The sequence below is a fragment of the Entomomonas sp. E7T21 genome, assembly GCF_058693955.1.
This window is the reverse complement of record NZ_CP191672.1, coordinates 1,524,419-1,541,929: the sequence shown is the minus strand read 5'-3', so window position 1 is coordinate 1,541,929 and position 17,511 is coordinate 1,524,419. Positions and strand designations below refer to the sequence as shown.

The 17,511-nt window shown below is 35.7% G+C and carries 17 protein-coding genes; 1 reads left to right on the top strand and 16 read right to left on the bottom strand.

Annotated features, from left to right (window positions below; all coding sequences use genetic code 11):
- Nucleotides 1-4: 4 nt before the first annotated feature.
- The 15 genes from ACQVD9_RS07410 to ACQVD9_RS07340 form a co-directional block, all read right to left on the bottom strand.
- Nucleotides 5-646, bottom strand: a complete 642-nt coding sequence (locus tag ACQVD9_RS07410) for a nicotinamidase (RefSeq protein WP_264745418.1) — start codon at nucleotides 644-646, stop codon at nucleotides 5-7.
- Nucleotides 647-861: 215 nt separating this feature from the next.
- The gene (locus ACQVD9_RS07405; protein WP_264745417.1) at nucleotides 862-2,931 is read right to left on the bottom strand and encodes an EAL domain-containing response regulator; all 2,070 of its coding nucleotides are present in this window, start codon (nucleotides 2,929-2,931) and stop codon (nucleotides 862-864) included.
- Nucleotides 2,932-3,222: 291 nt separating this feature from the next.
- Entirely contained in the window at nucleotides 3,223-4,086 is an 864-nt protein-coding gene (gene asd / locus ACQVD9_RS07400) for an archaetidylserine decarboxylase (protein WP_264745416.1), read from the bottom strand.
- Nucleotides 4,087-4,090: 4 nt separating this feature from the next.
- Entirely contained in the window at nucleotides 4,091-4,903 is an 813-nt protein-coding gene (locus tag ACQVD9_RS07395; protein WP_264745415.1) for a rhodanese-like domain-containing protein, read from the bottom strand.
- Between the two features lie 118 nt (nucleotides 4,904-5,021).
- Complete coding sequence (locus ACQVD9_RS07390) at nucleotides 5,022-5,678, bottom strand: class I SAM-dependent methyltransferase (protein WP_264745414.1); 657 nt, start codon at nucleotides 5,676-5,678, stop codon at nucleotides 5,022-5,024.
- Nucleotides 5,675-6,082, bottom strand: a complete 408-nt coding sequence (locus ACQVD9_RS07385) for a hypothetical protein (RefSeq protein ID WP_264745413.1) — start codon at nucleotides 6,080-6,082, stop codon at nucleotides 5,675-5,677. The genes ACQVD9_RS07390 and ACQVD9_RS07385 overlap by 4 nt, the downstream gene beginning before the upstream one ends.
- A 39-nt stretch (nucleotides 6,083-6,121) precedes the next feature.
- Entirely contained in the window at nucleotides 6,122-6,577 is a 456-nt protein-coding gene (locus ACQVD9_RS07380) for a thioesterase domain-containing protein (RefSeq protein ID WP_264745412.1), read from the bottom strand.
- A gap of 60 nt (nucleotides 6,578-6,637) precedes the next feature.
- Nucleotides 6,638-7,999 carry an ATP-binding protein gene (locus ACQVD9_RS07375; RefSeq protein WP_264745411.1) on the bottom strand — a complete coding sequence of 454 codons (1,362 nt, stop codon included), beginning with the start codon at nucleotides 7,997-7,999 and terminating at the stop codon, nucleotides 6,638-6,640.
- A complete protein-coding gene (locus ACQVD9_RS07370; protein WP_264745410.1) occupies nucleotides 7,999-8,676 on the bottom strand; it encodes a response regulator in 678 nt (225 codons plus the stop codon). The genes ACQVD9_RS07375 and ACQVD9_RS07370 overlap by 1 nt, the downstream gene beginning before the upstream one ends.
- Nucleotides 8,677-8,713: 37 nt before the next feature.
- On the bottom strand, nucleotides 8,714-9,382 hold the full coding sequence (locus ACQVD9_RS07365; protein WP_264745409.1) for a riboflavin synthase: 669 nt from the start codon (nucleotides 9,380-9,382) through the stop codon (nucleotides 8,714-8,716).
- Between the two features lie 126 nt (nucleotides 9,383-9,508).
- Nucleotides 9,509-9,904 carry a DUF1090 domain-containing protein gene (locus ACQVD9_RS07360; RefSeq protein ID WP_264745408.1) on the bottom strand — a complete coding sequence of 132 codons (396 nt, stop codon included), beginning with the start codon at nucleotides 9,902-9,904 and terminating at the stop codon, nucleotides 9,509-9,511.
- Between the two features lie 180 nt (nucleotides 9,905-10,084).
- Complete coding sequence (locus tag ACQVD9_RS07355; RefSeq protein WP_264745407.1) at nucleotides 10,085-10,558, bottom strand: outer membrane lipoprotein; 474 nt, start codon at nucleotides 10,556-10,558, stop codon at nucleotides 10,085-10,087.
- Nucleotides 10,559-10,666: 108 nt separating this feature from the next.
- Complete coding sequence (locus tag ACQVD9_RS07350; protein WP_264745406.1) at nucleotides 10,667-11,980, bottom strand: ATP-binding protein; 1,314 nt, start codon at nucleotides 11,978-11,980, stop codon at nucleotides 10,667-10,669.
- Entirely contained in the window at nucleotides 11,977-12,645 is a 669-nt protein-coding gene (locus ACQVD9_RS07345) for a response regulator transcription factor (RefSeq protein WP_264745405.1), read from the bottom strand. The genes ACQVD9_RS07350 and ACQVD9_RS07345 overlap by 4 nt, the downstream gene beginning before the upstream one ends.
- A gap of 156 nt (nucleotides 12,646-12,801) precedes the next feature.
- Nucleotides 12,802-13,719 (bottom strand): L,D-transpeptidase family protein, encoded by a 918-nt coding sequence (locus ACQVD9_RS07340; protein WP_264745404.1) that lies wholly within the window; start codon nucleotides 13,717-13,719, stop codon nucleotides 12,802-12,804.
- A gap of 262 nt (nucleotides 13,720-13,981) precedes the next feature.
- Between ACQVD9_RS07340 and ACQVD9_RS07335 the strand changes: the two genes are divergently transcribed.
- Nucleotides 13,982-15,517, top strand: coding sequence for a phosphoenolpyruvate carboxykinase (locus ACQVD9_RS07335; protein WP_264745403.1), 1,536 nt, complete (start codon nucleotides 13,982-13,984; stop codon nucleotides 15,515-15,517).
- A gap of 149 nt (nucleotides 15,518-15,666) precedes the next feature.
- On the opposite strand, the gene eptA is transcribed toward ACQVD9_RS07335, so the two are convergent.
- A complete protein-coding gene (gene eptA, locus ACQVD9_RS07330; protein WP_264745402.1) occupies nucleotides 15,667-17,310 on the bottom strand; it encodes a phosphoethanolamine transferase EptA in 1,644 nt (547 codons plus the stop codon).
- Between the last annotated feature and the right edge of the window lie 201 nt (nucleotides 17,311-17,511).

The window sequence follows — 17,511 nt, the reverse complement described above, 5'->3', positions numbered from 1 at the left end:
TTTTTCATCCTCTACTTTTAATAAGTTGTTGATCTAATGCCGCACAGTCTTCACAGATGACTATCCCACATTGCTGCATTTCAGCGATGGCTTGTTGTTTAGTATCTTCAGCAATAGCCCTTGTTGCCTCTAATACCATAATCACTTGAAACCCTGCTTTATGTAATTGTATTGCCGTATTTTTTACACAGTAATCTAAAGCCAGCCCACCGACAATAACCAGTTGGACATTCTTTAGTCTTAAATATTCGATAACTCCTGTTGATAATTTTTCTTTTAAATCATGGTAACAAGCACCATAGGGATGCATATCTGGCTCTACCCCTTTCCATACAAAAAAATCATACTCATCAGGGCTTGGTAAGTCAGTTAATAATTCAAATCCTTTCGTTCCTGGTACACAGTGTGCTACCCACGTCAAATCTGCATTAGGATAGTTTAGTGGTTGTAACATCTTCTCAGCTTCAGTCACTACCCATACCGCTTGTGGAGTATGAGCATCTTTACTGCCCACCCTTATATCTGCACGCTTGGCCATTTCATTTAAAGCACCTGCAATTTGATCACCACCTTGCACAGGTAATTCATCAGGACAAAGGGGTGTAAAACTTTGTTGTGGATCGACATCAAAACTTGCAATTTTCATGATCTTTAACTCAACTTCAATCGGTGAGAAATATAATCTACTGAATTAATTAGCTTATCTAAAACTAACCACCATCCAGTTAGTTGTATAATACAACTAACTGGATGGATTATCAATAACAAATAAAAAATATTACCTAAAACACCAATATTCCACTAACAAAAAAGCCTGACACATAACTGTACCAGGCTTCTCAAAAACATTAATCACAACACTTACTGACCTGATGAGAAATCATAACTCATATTAGGCATTGGACGTTGTAAATAGTAACCTTGAATATAATCAGCACCGGCTTGCCATAAAATAGACAAGATACTTGCTGTTTCAACAAAAGGCACAATACTCTTGCGTTTAGATTCTCTTAACTGGTTTAACATTTCTGTTAAAGCGTCCACACCCTCTGGCTTACGCAATGCTTGCACTAAAGAAGGTGCGAGTTTTACATAGTTTGCAGGCAAATGATTTAACGTTAGTAGTGAATTTTCATCTTTACCAAAATCACTAATAACTGTTTGACAATTAATTTCATTTAAACCATTAATTAAATTTTGTGCCTGTTTTAAGTAAGTTGCCGCATCACTTTCAGTAAACTCTACCAATAAACATTCTGGTGGTAATTTAGTAGCAGCAAACAGTTTCTTAATCCAATCTAATAAGTTTTCATTTTTTAGGGTATCGCTACCAATTTGTGCGAATACTCGTGGATTATGTCCAGCCGCATGCATTTTAGCTACTTCTTTTAATGAATTAACAATGACCCAACGGTCAATTTGCTCAGCCATTCCAGAAGACGAAGCTACATTTAATAGATCAGTTAAAGGTAATTCTTTACCTTGAGCATCGAGCATTCTTAAACGAACTTCATAAAACTCAAAAGATTTACCACGTAAACTTACGATAGGTTGATACAGTAACTTTAAAGACTCTTGCTGCAATGTTTGTTGCAAAGTAGCCAGTAAATCACCCTGACTTGCTGCTTTAGCCAGTTCTTCAGCTGGGTCATATACTTTTATGATATTACTTGCTGTGGAAGATTCAATACAACGATGAGCCCTATCAATAATTTCTTGAGGGCTTGCAACGCTCTTATCAAAATCTGCAATACCTACAGAAACAGTAATTTGAATAGAAAAATCATTTACATCAAAAATAACTTTAGTTATTTTTTCTTGTAACAGTTTCACGGAATCTATTAAATCACTAGAGGTTGCATTAGGCACTAACACAACAAATGCATCATCGGATAGTCTTGCTAAACTTTCCTCATGACAGAAGTGGCCTTTTAATAACTGAGCAACACTAGCTAATAAGCTATCAGAACCTGCAATACCTATCTGAGTATTCAAACTATCAAAATTATCAATATAGATGTATAGCAATGTTGCATTTAAATTAGTAGACTTTACTTGCTCCATTGTATTATCAAGCAATGTCGATAAATGAGCACGGCTATAAAGACCCGTTAACGCATCAAGGCTACTCATCTCACGAATTTTTTCTTCTAATGCTTCACTATTAACCGTTGATGTTTCCTCACGAATAATAACTTGCATACACTCTTCACCATCATATGATGCAGGGTATGTAGTAATTAAAATAGGAAATTTAGAGCCATCAGCTCTTACACCACGGCAAGCTAAAGAAGATTCAACACGATGTTTAAATAAGTCTTTTAAATCACTAGGATTATCAGCTGATACGAGGTCAATAATCGGTAGACCGTCCATATCTGCCTTATCTTCATAACCAAACATATCAATATAAGCTTGGTTAAGATAAATATGCATACCATCATGGATATAAGCAATAGCATCCATGGATGAGTCTAGTAGAAGATTACAACGTCGCTCAGACTCTGCTAAATTTTTCTCTGAACGTACTAATGAGCGACGCTTCATTAAATTATTCAATTCACGTTGTGCTATTAATAATAAGTGCTCAGCCTCAACGTCTACCGATAAAACGTCTTGTGCACCTTTCTTTAAATAACTTATTGTAAATTGATCATCTTCTAACGACTCAGGATTAAGTAATTGTATATAAGGAATATCAATCTTTTTAGCTTTAATAAATGCGAGTAAGTCAACAGGATCGTAATTTTCACTACTAGGTGCTGCAATAATTAAATCCCAATTTTGAGCTAAGACGGTTTCAGCATCTTCAGCTGAGGTAATTCTATGCAAACGCGTCGCATAACCTGCATTACGGAAAATAACTGCGTAATTTTCTGCTTCATTAGGAGAATCATCTAAAATTAATAAACGAAGGTTTTTTGTTTCCATAATTACTCATTAACTGGCTTTTTAATCCGTACTAACAATAACTTATCTTTATCCATAGAAATTGTAAAGCTCAACTGTATAACATTTACTACATAGAATTATTTCAAAGAAATAAAGCAAGTCTATATACATTCAACACTTACAGCCATGGAATTATAGCATAAGCATTCAGTTTTCAATAACTATATCCCAATTAGCACATAAAATACCATTGCTGGTTACTACGCATTTACTAACAAATCAAAACAGTATTGATTTATCGCATCTTAACCAACATTATTTAGCTATTTTTTACACTAATTTTGCAATACGTTGACCCATTTTAGTCGGTACTAATGATTTAAGTTCTTCATTCCAAACAATGCGATTAGGCTCGAATACCATGATCGCTGTAGAGCCTAATTTAAAACGCCCTAACTCTGCACCTTTTTCTAAAACAATTGGTTGCCTTGTTTCATCATTATATTTAGTCGTTTTTAATAATCGTTTTGGGGGCGTAACCATTCCAGCCCATACTGTTTCAATACTGGCTACAATCATAGCTCCCACTAGCACAACAGCCATTTGACCATATTCAGTATCAAACATACATACTACGCGCTCATTACGAGCGAATAAACTTGAGACATTTTCTGCAGTTGTTTGGTTCACTGAAAATAATTGGCCTGGTACATAAATCATTTCTGTTAATGTACCTGTAACGGGCATATGCACACGATGATAATCTCTTGGTGATAAGTAGATAGTGGCAAACTCACCATTTAAAAAAGGTTTAGCACGCTCTGTGTCGCCACCTAATAAATCAGCCAAGCTATAATCATGACCTTTAGCTTGTAAAACGCGTCCTTCATGAATAGTACCTAACTCACTTACTGCACCATCTGCTGGGCATACTACCGCATCAGCTGCCATATCAATAGGGCGCATACCCTCTTTTAATGGGCGAGTAAAAAACTCATTAAAATTTTTATATTCATGATAACTTTCATAAACCGCTTCACTCATATTCACTTTATAACGATCTATAAACCAACTAATGAGCTTATTTTTGAACCAAGGTGCTTGTGACTCTGCTAAAAAACCTATTATTCTTGATAATAAATGCTGTGGCGTTATGTGCTGAGCAATAATAAAAAGTCGTTGTTTAAATGTCATTTTTTTAATTTTCCACTACTGTATTAGGATGGTTCCCCCATTCAGACCATGACCCTGCATAAGCCTTAACCCTAGGATATCCTAATGCCTTTGCTACTAAATAAGTAAATCCAGAACGATGATGACTCTGGCAATGTGTAATGACTTCCTTATCCTTAGTAATACCTAATTGTTCTAAACAATCAGCGATATCACTACGAATCCTTAAACCATGTTCACTATCCATACCTGCTGTCCATTCAAAATTTACTGCATCAGGAATATGTCCACCTTTAGCAGCTAATAGTTTTTCACCATTATATTCAGCAACAGAACGAGCATCCCATATAACCAAATCATCAGCACCTAAGCGACTCTGTAAATAGTCAAGGGTTGCTGTTGGTTGCTCATCGATAGTCAATAGCGGTGATGTAACGGACACCTCAGGTAACTCTGTAGATAATGGATAACCTTCAGCCATCCATGCATGCAAACCACCATTTAAATAATGATAATTATGATGCCCTATTGAATCTAATAACCAAATAAAACGTCCAGCCCAACCACCACCCTCATCATCATAGATCACATAAGTGGCGGCAGAGTTGTGTCCTAATTGTCCGAACAAGTATTCTAAAGATAATTTATCAGGTAATAAACCAAAAAATCCTGTTTGTGATTGTGTTTGTTTTGGTTCTACACAATGAGCATGGGCAATATGGCCTTGCTGATAACGGAGTTGATTACCTAAATCGACTAAAATTAATTCAGGTGCAGATAATCGATCCAATAACTCTTTAGGTTCAATAACTAGAGGTAATTGAGAAAATTCAGACATTAATTAAGTCTCACCATAATTCTATAAAACAAAACACTATATAGCCACTAGCATATTAAGCAACCTTATAATAACACTAATCTTTAGCTTACCTAACCCAGACTATAGTAAAAATAGCTTAATGGACTGTTTGATACAGCTTCACATTACGAAACTCAGAGGGCTCTAATAAATCAGGTAACGTTTCTGATTCCATAGTAGCTAATAACTGATACTGCTTATGTTGAAAATTTTTTACTCTTGAGTCAGCTAATAATACATGGTCTGCCTTGCTAGGAAATACATCTAACCATGAAAAATTATCGCGATCATATAAAATATCTGCTGCAACAATAAGATCATAGTGATCATCTGTCATCGTAAAATCAGCTAAATAATTTAACTTAGCTCCATTTAACTGTGCATTCGCCCGACAGGCTTGTAAAGCAACAGGGTCTAAGTCACACACTGTCACTTCTTTAGCACCAGCAAGGCTTGCAGCAATTCCCACACAACCAGAACCAGCGCCAAAATCCAATATTCTTTTATTAGCAACTAACTCAGGGTTTTGCAGTATTTTTTGACATAGTGCAGCACCGCTACTCCAACAAAAACACCAATAGGGTGGCTGTTGTAAAATACGCATTATTTCAACACTGTCAAAAATTTTTTGTTGCATATTGTTGGGAGAAATTAACCATAATCGAATCGTTGTACCAGCCACCTGCTGTACTTCTAATACAGCATCTGGAACAATTGATTGTAAATAATTGGTTAATGAATCAAGTATTTTCAAGGAGTTAATTCCAAAATAATACCTTTTAAATCCTGCTGGGTTAATTGCTGCTTATGCCAAGGTGTTAAATAACCAATGAGCTTTCCTGCTTGGGTAACACGTCCACGCAACTCTAAGGCATGAAATGATAACGCTTTGTCCAGCTTAAAATTGACCTGAAAAGTTAACGCATTACCATTACCTGTATAATGATCTGTTGCTAATAATAGTTTAGGTTTATTGTCATTATCTAAAGCAAATAACGCTAACTCCAAATTACTTTTATTGGGGATATTTAACACCACCCCTTCTAACTGAAGCTGTCCTGTTTTACCTCTATAAGAAGCATTTCCGTCATCTCGAGTACAGGATAGTAACAAACTGCTCAATAATAATAGCAAAGCGATTTTATAATATTTTTTCATAACCTCAATGACTTAATAATGTTAATAATATTAAATCTATCAATGTTCACAATAGACTACAAACTGTCCATTAAAAGTTACTGCTTCCTTGCCTTCATACATAATGACTGTATTCAGTGCTAAACGGCCTTTTTTATGACGCTTGAAAACCTTTTCAAATTTTGCCCACTCTTTTTCATCAGGTGGATAACAAATGGCTATAGCATCACCTAATACAGGATGAGGATAAACTATTTGTCCTTCTTGTATAACAATATGACCATCGGTAATGCCTAACTCTTTCAAATAGAGATGCATCCATCCCCAACCTGCGAGTACAGCACCACAATATAAGCTACCACCAAAGGCACTACTCATATGATTAATATTAGGAGCTAATGGCAGTGTAAGTGATAGTTTTTTATCTTGCCAACTTACTACTTTTACTTGCAATGCTTGGGTAAGAGGTATTTCTTCATTAAGCACATTCTGCAAATAGTCACACACTTCGGTCATTACTTATTCCTTAAAACAATACCTTGCTAAAGGTACTGTATCTTAAACTTATTACACTGATTAAATAGGGAAATGAATATAAAAACAAGCGCCACCTAAACTAGAGTCACCTATTTCCAAATAACCACTATAACCCTCTAAAATGTCCTGTACTACCGCTAAACCAATACCTTGACCTGGGTTTAAACTATCACCTCGAACGCCTCGCTGTAATACAGTTTTACGTTTATTAACAGGTACACCAGGACCATCATCTTCTACCGTTACTAATACTTCTTTATCCGTAACCTTGCCACTAATACGTACTGTGGTTAAACAAAGACGATAAGCATTTTCTAATAAATTACCAAATAATTCCAATAAAGCGGCTTCTTCAGCATGTAATTTTAAATCATGGGAGAGATCAATAACACTTATTACTTCTTTATCGGCATAAACTTTATTTAAAGTAGACGTAAGGGAATCAATCAATGGACGCAAACTGATTTGTTGCCCAATTAATGCTCCTTTCCGTTGGGTTGCACGTTGTAACTGGTAACCAATTTGCTGCCCCATCCTTTCAATCTGCGCCTGCATAACTGCCAATTGATTGATAACACTATTGTCTTTTTCTTTGATTTCCTCAATGGTATTTTGTAATACTGTTAAAGGGGTCTTTAAACTATGGGCTAAGTCGCCTAACGTATCTTGATAACGCTCACGTTGCATTCGTTCAGTGGTTAATAACCGATTTAAAGAACGAGTTAGACGATGAATTTCACTGGGTACATTTTCATCTAGTTGCTCACGTTTACCCGCTTCAATATCATCTAATTGCGACCTTAAGCGACGTAAAGGTCTTAAACTCCACGTTAAACCTATCGCTAATAAGGCTAATAAGCAGCTTAATGCAACGACTAACCATAACTCAAAACGCCTTAAAAAACTGGTTTTTAAAATATCATACTCAGTCACAGGCTCCATGGTGATAACACTAAAATCTGGGCCACCTAAATTGATTTCTTTGTCGTATACATAATAATGACGGCCTAAAGAATCAGTCGATAACCTAAAATCTGCTTTATTGCCCTCATTGGATAATAAATCAGTGGCTAACTTGGTGTTAGAGTCTTTATCTTTTGTCTCTATTGAATCGGCTGGCCAGATCTTATCACCCTTTTGGGTATAGAAATAACCAAACTGGTTACCTGTTTTACCTGTGGTTAAACGTAAATCTTGTAACGTATTGGGTAACGTTAATTCACCATCTACTACTTGTGCAGCCGTAATTAGTTCGTTGGCACGCTCTTCTAAACGTATATTAGAAAATTGTCGAACCGCTTGGTCAAATGACTCACGCATAATCGGCATTAATACCGCTAAAAATGCCACTAATAAAATAGCCGAACAGACTAATAATCGTACTCGAAAAGAGCGTAACATTAAGAGCAGGACTCCGTGAATAAATAACCCTGTCCTCGTACTGTTTCAATAGGCTGAATACCACATTGGCTTTCTAATTTACGACGTAAACGACCTACTAATACTTCTATCACATTACTATCGCGCTCTTCTTCATCTTTATAAAGCTGCTCCATCAAACGCTCTTTAGCCACTACTTGCTGGCTATGACGCATTAAATATTCTAATAGACGATATTCATAAGCAGTTAACTGCAAAGGTGTTTCATTACAAAAAGCGCGTTTTCTATTTAAATCAAGCTTCAATGAACCAAGGGTTAGGATAGGTTGCACAATACCTGATGCACGTCGATTTAATACATTTAAACGTGCTTCTAACTCTTCAAACTGAAAAGGCTTAACCACATAATCATCAGCCCCTGTACTTAATCCTTCTACCTTATCTTGCCAACTACCACGAGCCGTTAAGATTAAGATCGGAAAGGTATATTCTTGATCACGTAATTGTCGAATAAGTTCTAAGCCATTAGTACCAGGTAAACCTATATCAATCACCGCAATGTCATAATGATTATCTTTCACTGATCGCAGTGCTTCATCAGCGTTTGCCACTGAACTAACAATATGTCCTAAATCGGATAAACGTACTGTTAAATGGTGTCTTAACAATTGCTCATCTTCTACAATTAATATTTTCATTATGTTCCCACTATTAATTTATATAGCTATTTATTATTTAGCCGCGCATAAAGCCATGTTCTCTTAATAAAGCCTCCGTCACACTAGATGACTTCTCTTCACTTTCATTTGCTTTAGTCGCTACTAACAATCGCTCTAAATACCGTGCTAATAAATCTACTTCTAAATTTACTAATTGCCCTACTTTATAAGTACCAAAAATAGTTTCTGCTAAGGTTTGCGGAATAATATTCAGTTCAAAATCACAATCATTCACTGCATTTACCGTTAAACTTGTGCCATCAACTGTAATCGAACCTTTGGCAGCAATATATTTAGCTAACTCTTGGGGTGCTCTTAACTTAAAGAAAACAGAACGTGCTGCTTGTTTAATCTCAACAATTTGCCCCAAACCATCCACATGACCACTGACTAAATGACCACCTAAACGAGTGGTTGGTGTAAGTGCTTTTTCTAAATTAACTTTTTGACCTACTGTTAAATCTTTAAACGTCGTACAACGCAGTGTTTCAGCACTTACATCAGCCCAAAACCCCTGCTTAAGTAACTCAATAACGGTTAGGCATACACCATTGACAGCAATACTATCGCCTAGTTTCACATCAGTTAAATCAAGTTTACCTGTGGTAACTTGTAATCTTAAATCACCTTGTAAAGGTTGTAACTGTTGTATATTGCCAACTGCTTCGATGATACCTGTAAACATATTTATTCAACCTATCAATACTGTAGCAAAAATAATTAATAGTCGACATATTAATTCATTACGCATTATTCTACAAAAAAAGGCTAAGTTGTGTACAACTTAGCCTTTTTAATAATTATCTTAATATTACTTAAAATAACCCTTTAACCCTTGCTCAGCCTCTGCTAATTCTTGCTTTGCTTCGGCTAATTTCTTTTGCTTTTTAGCAATTTTTTTAGCATCACCTTTAGCTTGCGCTTCGGTCAACTCAGTTTGACGCTCAGTTACTTTTTGTTGCTTCTCTGCAATATCCTTTTCTAAATCTTTACGTAAACCAGCATCTGTACAATGTGCCTTCACTTCTGACAATGCTTTTTCTAATCCTGCTACTCGATGAGTATTACCATGCGCTTTTGCATAACTAATTTGTTCTTGAATTTTTTGTGCTTTCAACGAACAACCTGTAGTAGTGTCAGCATAAACAAATGATGACATTGTACAAACAGCCCCTACTAAAGTAATTTTAACTAGGTTCTTAAACACCTTAGTCTCCTTATTAATATCAATTTCAATAAATCCAACACTAACCAATTATTTTTAAAACAATAAGATAAAAAACAATCTGTTTAGTTACGATTTCTACATTAGACTAATCAGTTCATAATTCCTAGCACAAATTAGCTTTATTCTTTACAAATTATTAAAGTAATTAATTTCTTTAGCTTACTCAGTGCCTAGATGATATACATTTACTTTACCGCTAGAACTGGAAACAACTCTAACCTTATCACCTATCTTAAATGTTTCGCCCTTCTCAGGCACAACAATGACAGTAAAACTATTACCATTATCTTGACGAACAGCCATTTTTAGCCCTTCATCTTTAGTCAGCTGTCTTTCCACACCTGCTCCAGCAAAGCTACCACCAATAGAACCAGCCGCAGAGCTAATGACTCTGCCCCAACCACTACCAATGGTACTACCTAATACACCACCTAGAATAGAACCTGTTAATGTTCCTTTCCATGAGGAAGCACCATCAATATTAACAATGGCAATATCTTCAACAGTACCTGTTAATGTAGTCTGAATACGATTGGCCTCACTATTGGCATAAGTTTCTTTACCATTATTAGAAGAACAAGCTGCTATAAATAGCATCATCATTAACAATACTGCTATTTTTTTCAAATACATAAGTTCTCTCCACGATCAAGCATGGTAGTATTAAACACCAGTTTGTTATTTTTATCATTAGTCTTTTAGTAAAAGGCTAAGCCATATTGTTAATTTTTGTAATTAACATTAACGTTTGGGTAACACAACGGTGACTTGTAATCCGCCTAATTCACTACGATCCAAACTTAGCTCTCCCTGCCAACTTTCGATCATGTCTTTCACAATACCTAAACCTAAACCATGGCCAGCTGTTTGCTCATCTAAACGAACACCTCTACTCAATACTTCTTCATATTGGTTTTCACTAATGCCTGGTCCATCATCATCAATAACTAACTGATAATGATCTGCCTCTTCCGTAATAATAAGCCTTACTTTGCCTTGTGCCCATTTACAGGCGTTATCTAATAAGTTGCCTAATAGTTCTAAAATATCATCTTTATTCCAAGGCAATCTAAGAGCTTCTGGCACATGCCATTCCAATGCCACTCGCTCATTGTGTACCATATGCAATACTTCAATTAGCGTTGGCAGCTCTTTATCACACACAAAATAAGAAGCCGGCAGTACATCCCCAACTATTTTCGCTTTATTAAGCTCTCTCACCAATAATTGCTCTATTGCTTCTAATTGCTCCTTCATGAGCAACTTAACTTTTGGAATCTTATCAAACTCAGGACGCGCCATTACACTCATTAGTACAGCCAAAGGTGTTTTTAATGCATGCCCTAAATTGCCAAGCGAGTTCCGTGAGCGTTTTAATTGATTGCCTGTATAAATGAGTAGTTGGTTAACCTGCTCAACTAGTGGTTTCAACTCAACAGGTACTTCTTTATCTAAGCTTGTTCTTAAACCACGTTGTAACTGTTCGATTTCTTCGCGTATTTGGCCTAAGGGGCGTAGTGCTTTAAAAATAACAATCCGTTGTAAAACCACAATCATTAATAAAGCTAATACAATGCCTACAACGCCCCAATATTGAATACTTTGAAAGGAAGTTAAAATCGGCTCATAGTCTCTTGCAATTGTAACTTTTACATCATAACCATATTTTTGAAAGTCAGCACGAAAGGTAAGTAATCGTTGATTATTAGGCCCTGCTACTAGTTTTGGTAGTAACCCTTCCTGATTAGCTGTTAAAAACTCAAAATCCCACAGAGAACGAGAGCGCCAAATATTACCACCTGATTCAATCACATAATAACGCCCTGAATAAGGTCGCGTATAGATAGGATTAATACGATCATCATTCACATAAATAGCTTGATTATTACGCACTACTGCAGTTACTAAATATTCTGTTTCTTCCTGTAAGTCATGTTCAAAATAGTTACGTAACCCTGTATCAAATAACAAAATACCTAATTGCGTTAAGATTAGTCCTACCATTAAAATAGCACCAGCTAATCCTAAATTTAGCCGCCGCTGGATGGATTTCAATGATCTACTCCGTTATAGCGGTAGCCTTGACCACGCTTAGTCTCAATAATATCTTTACCTAATTTACGACGTAAATGATTGATATGTACTTCGATAACATTAGAGTCACGTTCTGTCTCACCATCATAAATATGTTCATTTAGATGAGTTTTAGACAGTATCTTACTTGGATGCAACATAAAATAACGTAGTAGCTTGAACTCTGAAGCGGTAAGTTCTATTTGCTCATCACCATTAATCACTACTTGCAACGATTCATCAAGCTCTAACCCTTGCACCACTAATTTAGTATCATTAGTTACGCCTTTAGCACGACGTAATAAACCTTGAATACGTAATAATAATTCCTCAGGATGGAAAGGCTTAACTAAATAGTCATCAGCACCAGCCTTTAATCCTTCAATTCTTTCAGACCATGAAGAGCGAGCTGTTAAAATAAGCACGGGCACTGTTAATTTTAATTTTCGCCATGACTGTAATACTTCTAAGCCAGAAACACCTGGTAATCCTAAATCAAGTATGACCGCATCATAAGGTTCACAAGCACCTTGTACAATAGCATCACGTCCATCTGCCAACCAATCTACGGCATATCCTTGACTGTGAAACATAGCTAATAATTCGTCGGCTAAAGGTACATGATCTTCAACTAATAATAAACGCATCCTGTATTTACCCCTTATTGACTTTTAATAATCCGAACTAGCATTTTAATAATACTTAAGCAATGTTCCTAACAACCATCATACAAATACTATTGAAACACTTTATATAAGTATTAGATTACCCAGTAGAGCTTAATCTAAACTTAATATATTGTGTTAATTAATTGTTTTAAATTGATATCTACCCTCATTAACAGATACTCGTAATGGTTGATGAGTGGTATTAAACGTATCATAGCCCTGTTTTAAATTTAACCAAAAACCATACCAAGGATGCTTTTTCATTTTGCGCATATTATTTTCAGTTAAAGCAAAAGGATAAGCATGCACCTGAATACCCGTCTGTCCATTAGCAAAAGCCTTGTACATCAAGGTATAAATTTCTGACATACGTGCATTGGTCATGGCATAGCAACCTACTGACGCACACTCACCGTGTACCATCAATAAGCTACCGGTACGATTATAATAACGATCGTATTGATTGGGGTAACCTAAATTAAAGGATAGAAAATAACTACTATTAGGATTTAAAGCACTGGCAGGCACAGTATAAAATCCTTCTGGTGCTTGATGATCACCATTTTTAAGTTTTGGCCCTAGTTTTCCTGAGAAACGACAAATAGAGTAGGTTTTAAATAATACATATTTATTATCTTTTTTTATCCACACTTCTAAAATAGAAGGTACTTTAAAAATACGAATTAAAATAGGGCTACCTAACTGCAAACCTCTTGCTTCAAGCTGTCTTTTTAAAGCAGGTGTATATTGGCTTATAACATTACTCGCCCGCGTACTATTTGGAATATTGGGGCTAGTAGCCATCGCTAATGTTGTATTAGCTTGCTTATCCTTTACAATATAGTCATTAATAAGTTGTGGTGCTTCTTTGATAGGAGGTAATAATTGACTAGCCACCCTATCATTGACTACTAGACTTTGCCCGATTGGTTGTGAAACTGGATTATCTAACCATTGTGCTTGAATGGGAGTCCCCCATACACTAGCTAGCAGACAACCGACTATAGCAACAACCAACAATCCTTGTTTTACTGAAAACTGTTTAAACATCATATCGTTATTTACGACCACTGAATCAATCAACTCACTTATATAAAGCTAATAAACCATTATTTAGCAAGCTAAAAACCCTTATAAATAATAAAATATTAGCACTAACATGCAGATCATTATAAGGAGTTGCATCAATTTGTCTCCAGTCTTTTTTATCAAAATTATTTATCATCAGCGTTTAATCTGGCATAATTGAAAAATTTTCTTAATTAGTAATCATTTTTAATATAAAAGAGTCGGGCTAAACCGACAGGAATTCCACATGAGTCAAACTACCATTTTCACCGATATTAGTATTGCACAACTTATTGAAGAAGCTATTCAACGTAAGGAAGGTGAATTTGCCGCTAATGGGTCATTAGTGGTTCAAACAGGTCGTCGCACAGGCCGCTCCCCTGCTGATCGCTTTATTGTTGAAGAACCAAGCACAAAAGATAAAATTGATTGGGGTACTGTCAACAAACCATTTCCTGCAGATAAGTTCGACGCCCTTTGGCAACGTGTAGAATCCTATATTAATGAACAAGATCACTTTGTTTCTCATGTCCATGTAGGTTCTGATCTTAACCATTACTTACCAGTTAAGATGACCACAGAAACAGCTTGGCATAACCTCTTTGGTCGCGCTTTATTTATTAATCCAGAACAATATAACCCTCATAATATTGATGAGTGGCAAGTATTAAACGCGCCTAACTTTGTTTGTAACCCAGAGCGTGATGGCACTAACTCTGATGGCGTAGTAATTCTGAACTTTGCTCGTAAGCGCGTATTACTTGCAGGTATGCGTTATGCAGGTGAAATGAAAAAGTCAATGTTTGCTGTGCAAAACTACTTATTACCAGAAAAAGATGTATTGCCTATGCACTGCGCCGCTAACATGGGTGAACAAGGTGATGTCACTTTATTCTTTGGTTTATCAGGTACTGGTAAAACTACCCTTTCTGCAGATGAAAGCCGTTATTTAATTGGTGATGATGAACATGGTTGGGGTGTTGGTACGGTATTTAATATCGAAGGCGGTTGTTACGCTAAGTGTATTGATTTAACTGAAAAGAATGAGCCTGTTATTTGGAAAGCTATCCAATTTGGTACCGTATTAGAGAATGTGGTTTTAGATAATCAACGTCAACCAGATTACACAGATGATAGCCTAACCCAAAATACTCGTGCTTGCTACCCACGTGACTTTATTGCCAAACGTGCTGAAGAAAACAAAGGTGGCGAACCGAATGCAGTTATCTTCTTAACTTGCGACTTAACAGGTGTATTACCTCCTGTATCCATCTTAAATAATGAACAAGCAGCTTATCACTTCTTATCAGGTTATACTGCATTAGTAGGTTCTACTGAAATGGGTTCTGGTAGCGGTATTAAATCTACTTTCTCTACCTGTTTTGGTGCGCCTTTCTTCCCACGCCCACCTCGTGAATACGCAGAACTATTAATTAAGCGTATTAATTCATTTGGCTCTAAAGTATACCTTGTAAACACTGGCTGGACTGGTGGTGGTTATGGTGTTGGTAAACGTTTCAGCATTCCAACTACCCGTGGCGTGATTGCGGCCATTCAAAGTGGTGCATTAATTGGTGCTGAGACTGAACATTTAGATATCATCAACCTTGATGTACCTAAAGCCGTACCAGGCGTTGAAACTAACTTACTTAACCCTCGTAATACTTGGGCTGATACTGCTGCCTATGATGAAGCAGCAAGCGAACTGGCTAGCAAATTTATTGAAAACTTCAAGAAATTTGAAGTTTCTGATGAAATCCGTAATGCAGGCCCTAAGTTATAATAGTTTTAAGCTAAATAAAAAGCCCTCTTTTTAAGAGGGCTTTTTTATAGCAAGCAATTCTTTACTACTAACTCTCGAATCAGTGTCGCTTTACCAAAGCCTAGCCCTCCTGTAATAACAAATAAATGCTTTGTACTTTTCATAATTAATCAATAATTGACAATCCAACCACTCTCACAACCTTTAAATAAATCAAGCTTAGGGTTATACACTTCAGTTGTTACATTCATTGCTCCTAATACTGTATGAAATAAATTATCATGAGAAGCTTCTTTATTTTTTGCACTGGCTAACATACAAGATTTATCTATCTTATTATCCGCTAAAAAATCTTTTGATAACCAGAAAATCATCGGAATATGGGTTTGTTCTTTAGGAGCTATACTATAAGGCATACCATGTAGGTAAATGCCATTCTCGCCTAACGACTCGCCATGATCTGAAGCATAAAGCATAGCCGTTGAGAATTTATCAGAATGCTTTTGCAATAGCTCTATCGTTTCATTTAACACATAGTCTATATTCACAATAGTATTATCATAGGCATTAACCAACTCTTCTGTAGTACACGTCTCTACGGCATTAGTACTGCATGCTGGAATAAATTTCTCCTGCGCTTTTTGATAACGTCGATAATAAGCAGGCCCATGGCTACCATTGGTATGCAACACGATAACAGTATCATCCGTACGTTCATTAATATAATTGTCTAAATTATCTAATAAATGTATGTCATAACATAAACCATCTGGACAGGATTCCTTTGGATAAATATCTTTTAAACGGATTGATGTAATCCGATCACAAACACCTTTACAACCGCCATCATTTTCTTTCCAAAGAACATTAACACCTGTTCTATTTAGAATATCTAATAAATTATCCTGACGTTCAGCAACACTCTCTTTATAGCGATTCTTTGGCATTACCGAAAACATACAAGGTACAGAAACGGCCGTAGCAGTACCACAAGAACTCACCTGTGCAAAATTGATAATATCTTGCTGTTTTAATAATGGATTGGTTTCTTTAGAATAACCATTTAATGAAAAATTCATTGCTCGTGAAGTTTCCCCTACCACAATAATCATTAATTTTTTCTTGTGATCCGCTAGTTGCTCACGTTTAGCATCCTCACCAACATGTATAAAGGGTAACTGTTTTTTGAATAGATCTTTACTATAACTAATCAAACCATGAACATAATTACTGGGTGTTATTAACTTAGTAATTTGGTTATTGGTTTTTTCTCTAATAAAAAAAGCATATTGGTTATACATTGGGTAGGACACAGCCACTAAAACAATAATTGATAAAGTAATATTAGCCAATCTATAAGCTACTGATCTTGCAAAAGATACTTTATTAACTTTAACTAAAATAACAAAGATACTGGGTAATACTGCAAACACTAATAACCAGATGACTAACTTAACTGTAATTAATGCACCAGCTTCACCAGGGTTAGTTTGCATGACATTCTGTATCATGTCTTTATCTATATAAATATTATACAAATAAGAAAAATAGTTAGCGCCAGCACTACAAAACAGCAAAATAATAATCAGTGGCTTTCTTAAAAAACCTACTAAAATAATTGAAAATAGAATATTCAGAAAACAGAAGATAAAAATAAAAAAAGAGCCAACTAATAAATAGTCTGTAAAGCTATCCATCTCTAGTAATTGAACAGTTTTATAAAAAAAAGCAATATTTTGAAAAAGTACAAAGAAAACTGCACAAACAATGACAAAAACTAAGCTGTTACAAGATAGTCTTTTAAAATTAAACATATTAAATAATCCAGCATCTTAAGTTAATAAATAACAAAAAATAGGTTAACCCTAGTGATGCAAAAAATAGCAGACGGCATGTCGAAAATATGTTTAGGGATTGTCAAAAAAATATTTATAATGTTAAAAATAAACAATAAGTTATTTTTTATAGCTATTTCTATGCATTTTTAGACAGGGTGAATGACTGAAGACAGTACA

Excerpts from the sequence above, each read along its gene's own strand:
- ACQVD9_RS07405 (WP_264745417.1), bottom strand. The coding sequence starts at position 2,931 with ATGGAAACAAAAAACCTTCGTTTATTAATTTTAGATGATTCTCCTAAT.
- ACQVD9_RS07385 (WP_264745413.1), bottom strand. The coding sequence starts at position 6,082 with ATGAAAAAATATTATAAAATCGCTTTGCTATTATTATTGAGCAGTTTG.
- ACQVD9_RS07380 (WP_264745412.1), bottom strand. The coding sequence starts at position 6,577 with ATGACCGAAGTGTGTGACTATTTGCAGAATGTGCTTAATGAAGAAATA.
- ACQVD9_RS07345 (WP_264745405.1), bottom strand. The coding sequence starts at position 12,645 with ATGCGTTTATTATTAGTTGAAGATCATGTACCTTTAGCCGACGAATTA.
- ACQVD9_RS07395 (WP_264745415.1), bottom strand. The coding sequence starts at position 4,903 with ATGTCTGAATTTTCTCAATTACCTCTAGTTATTGAACCTAAAGAGTTA.
- ACQVD9_RS07365 (WP_264745409.1), bottom strand. The coding sequence starts at position 9,382 with ATGTTTACAGGTATCATCGAAGCAGTTGGCAATATACAACAGTTACAA.
- eptA (WP_264745402.1), bottom strand. The coding sequence starts at position 17,310 with ATGTTTAATTTTAAAAGACTATCTTGTAACAGCTTAGTTTTTGTCATT.
- asd (WP_264745416.1), bottom strand. The coding sequence starts at position 4,086 with ATGACATTTAAACAACGACTTTTTATTATTGCTCAGCACATAACGCCA.
- ACQVD9_RS07335 (WP_264745403.1), top strand. The coding sequence starts at position 13,982 with ATGAGTCAAACTACCATTTTCACCGATATTAGTATTGCACAACTTATT.
- ACQVD9_RS07340 (WP_264745404.1), bottom strand. The coding sequence starts at position 13,719 with ATGATGTTTAAACAGTTTTCAGTAAAACAAGGATTGTTGGTTGTTGCT.
- ACQVD9_RS07375 (WP_264745411.1), bottom strand. The coding sequence starts at position 7,999 with ATGTTACGCTCTTTTCGAGTACGATTATTAGTCTGTTCGGCTATTTTA.
- ACQVD9_RS07410 (WP_264745418.1), bottom strand. The coding sequence starts at position 646 with ATGAAAATTGCAAGTTTTGATGTCGATCCACAACAAAGTTTTACACCC.
- ACQVD9_RS07355 (WP_264745407.1), bottom strand. The coding sequence starts at position 10,558 with ATGTATTTGAAAAAAATAGCAGTATTGTTAATGATGATGCTATTTATA.
- ACQVD9_RS07370 (WP_264745410.1), bottom strand. The coding sequence starts at position 8,676 with ATGAAAATATTAATTGTAGAAGATGAGCAATTGTTAAGACACCATTTA.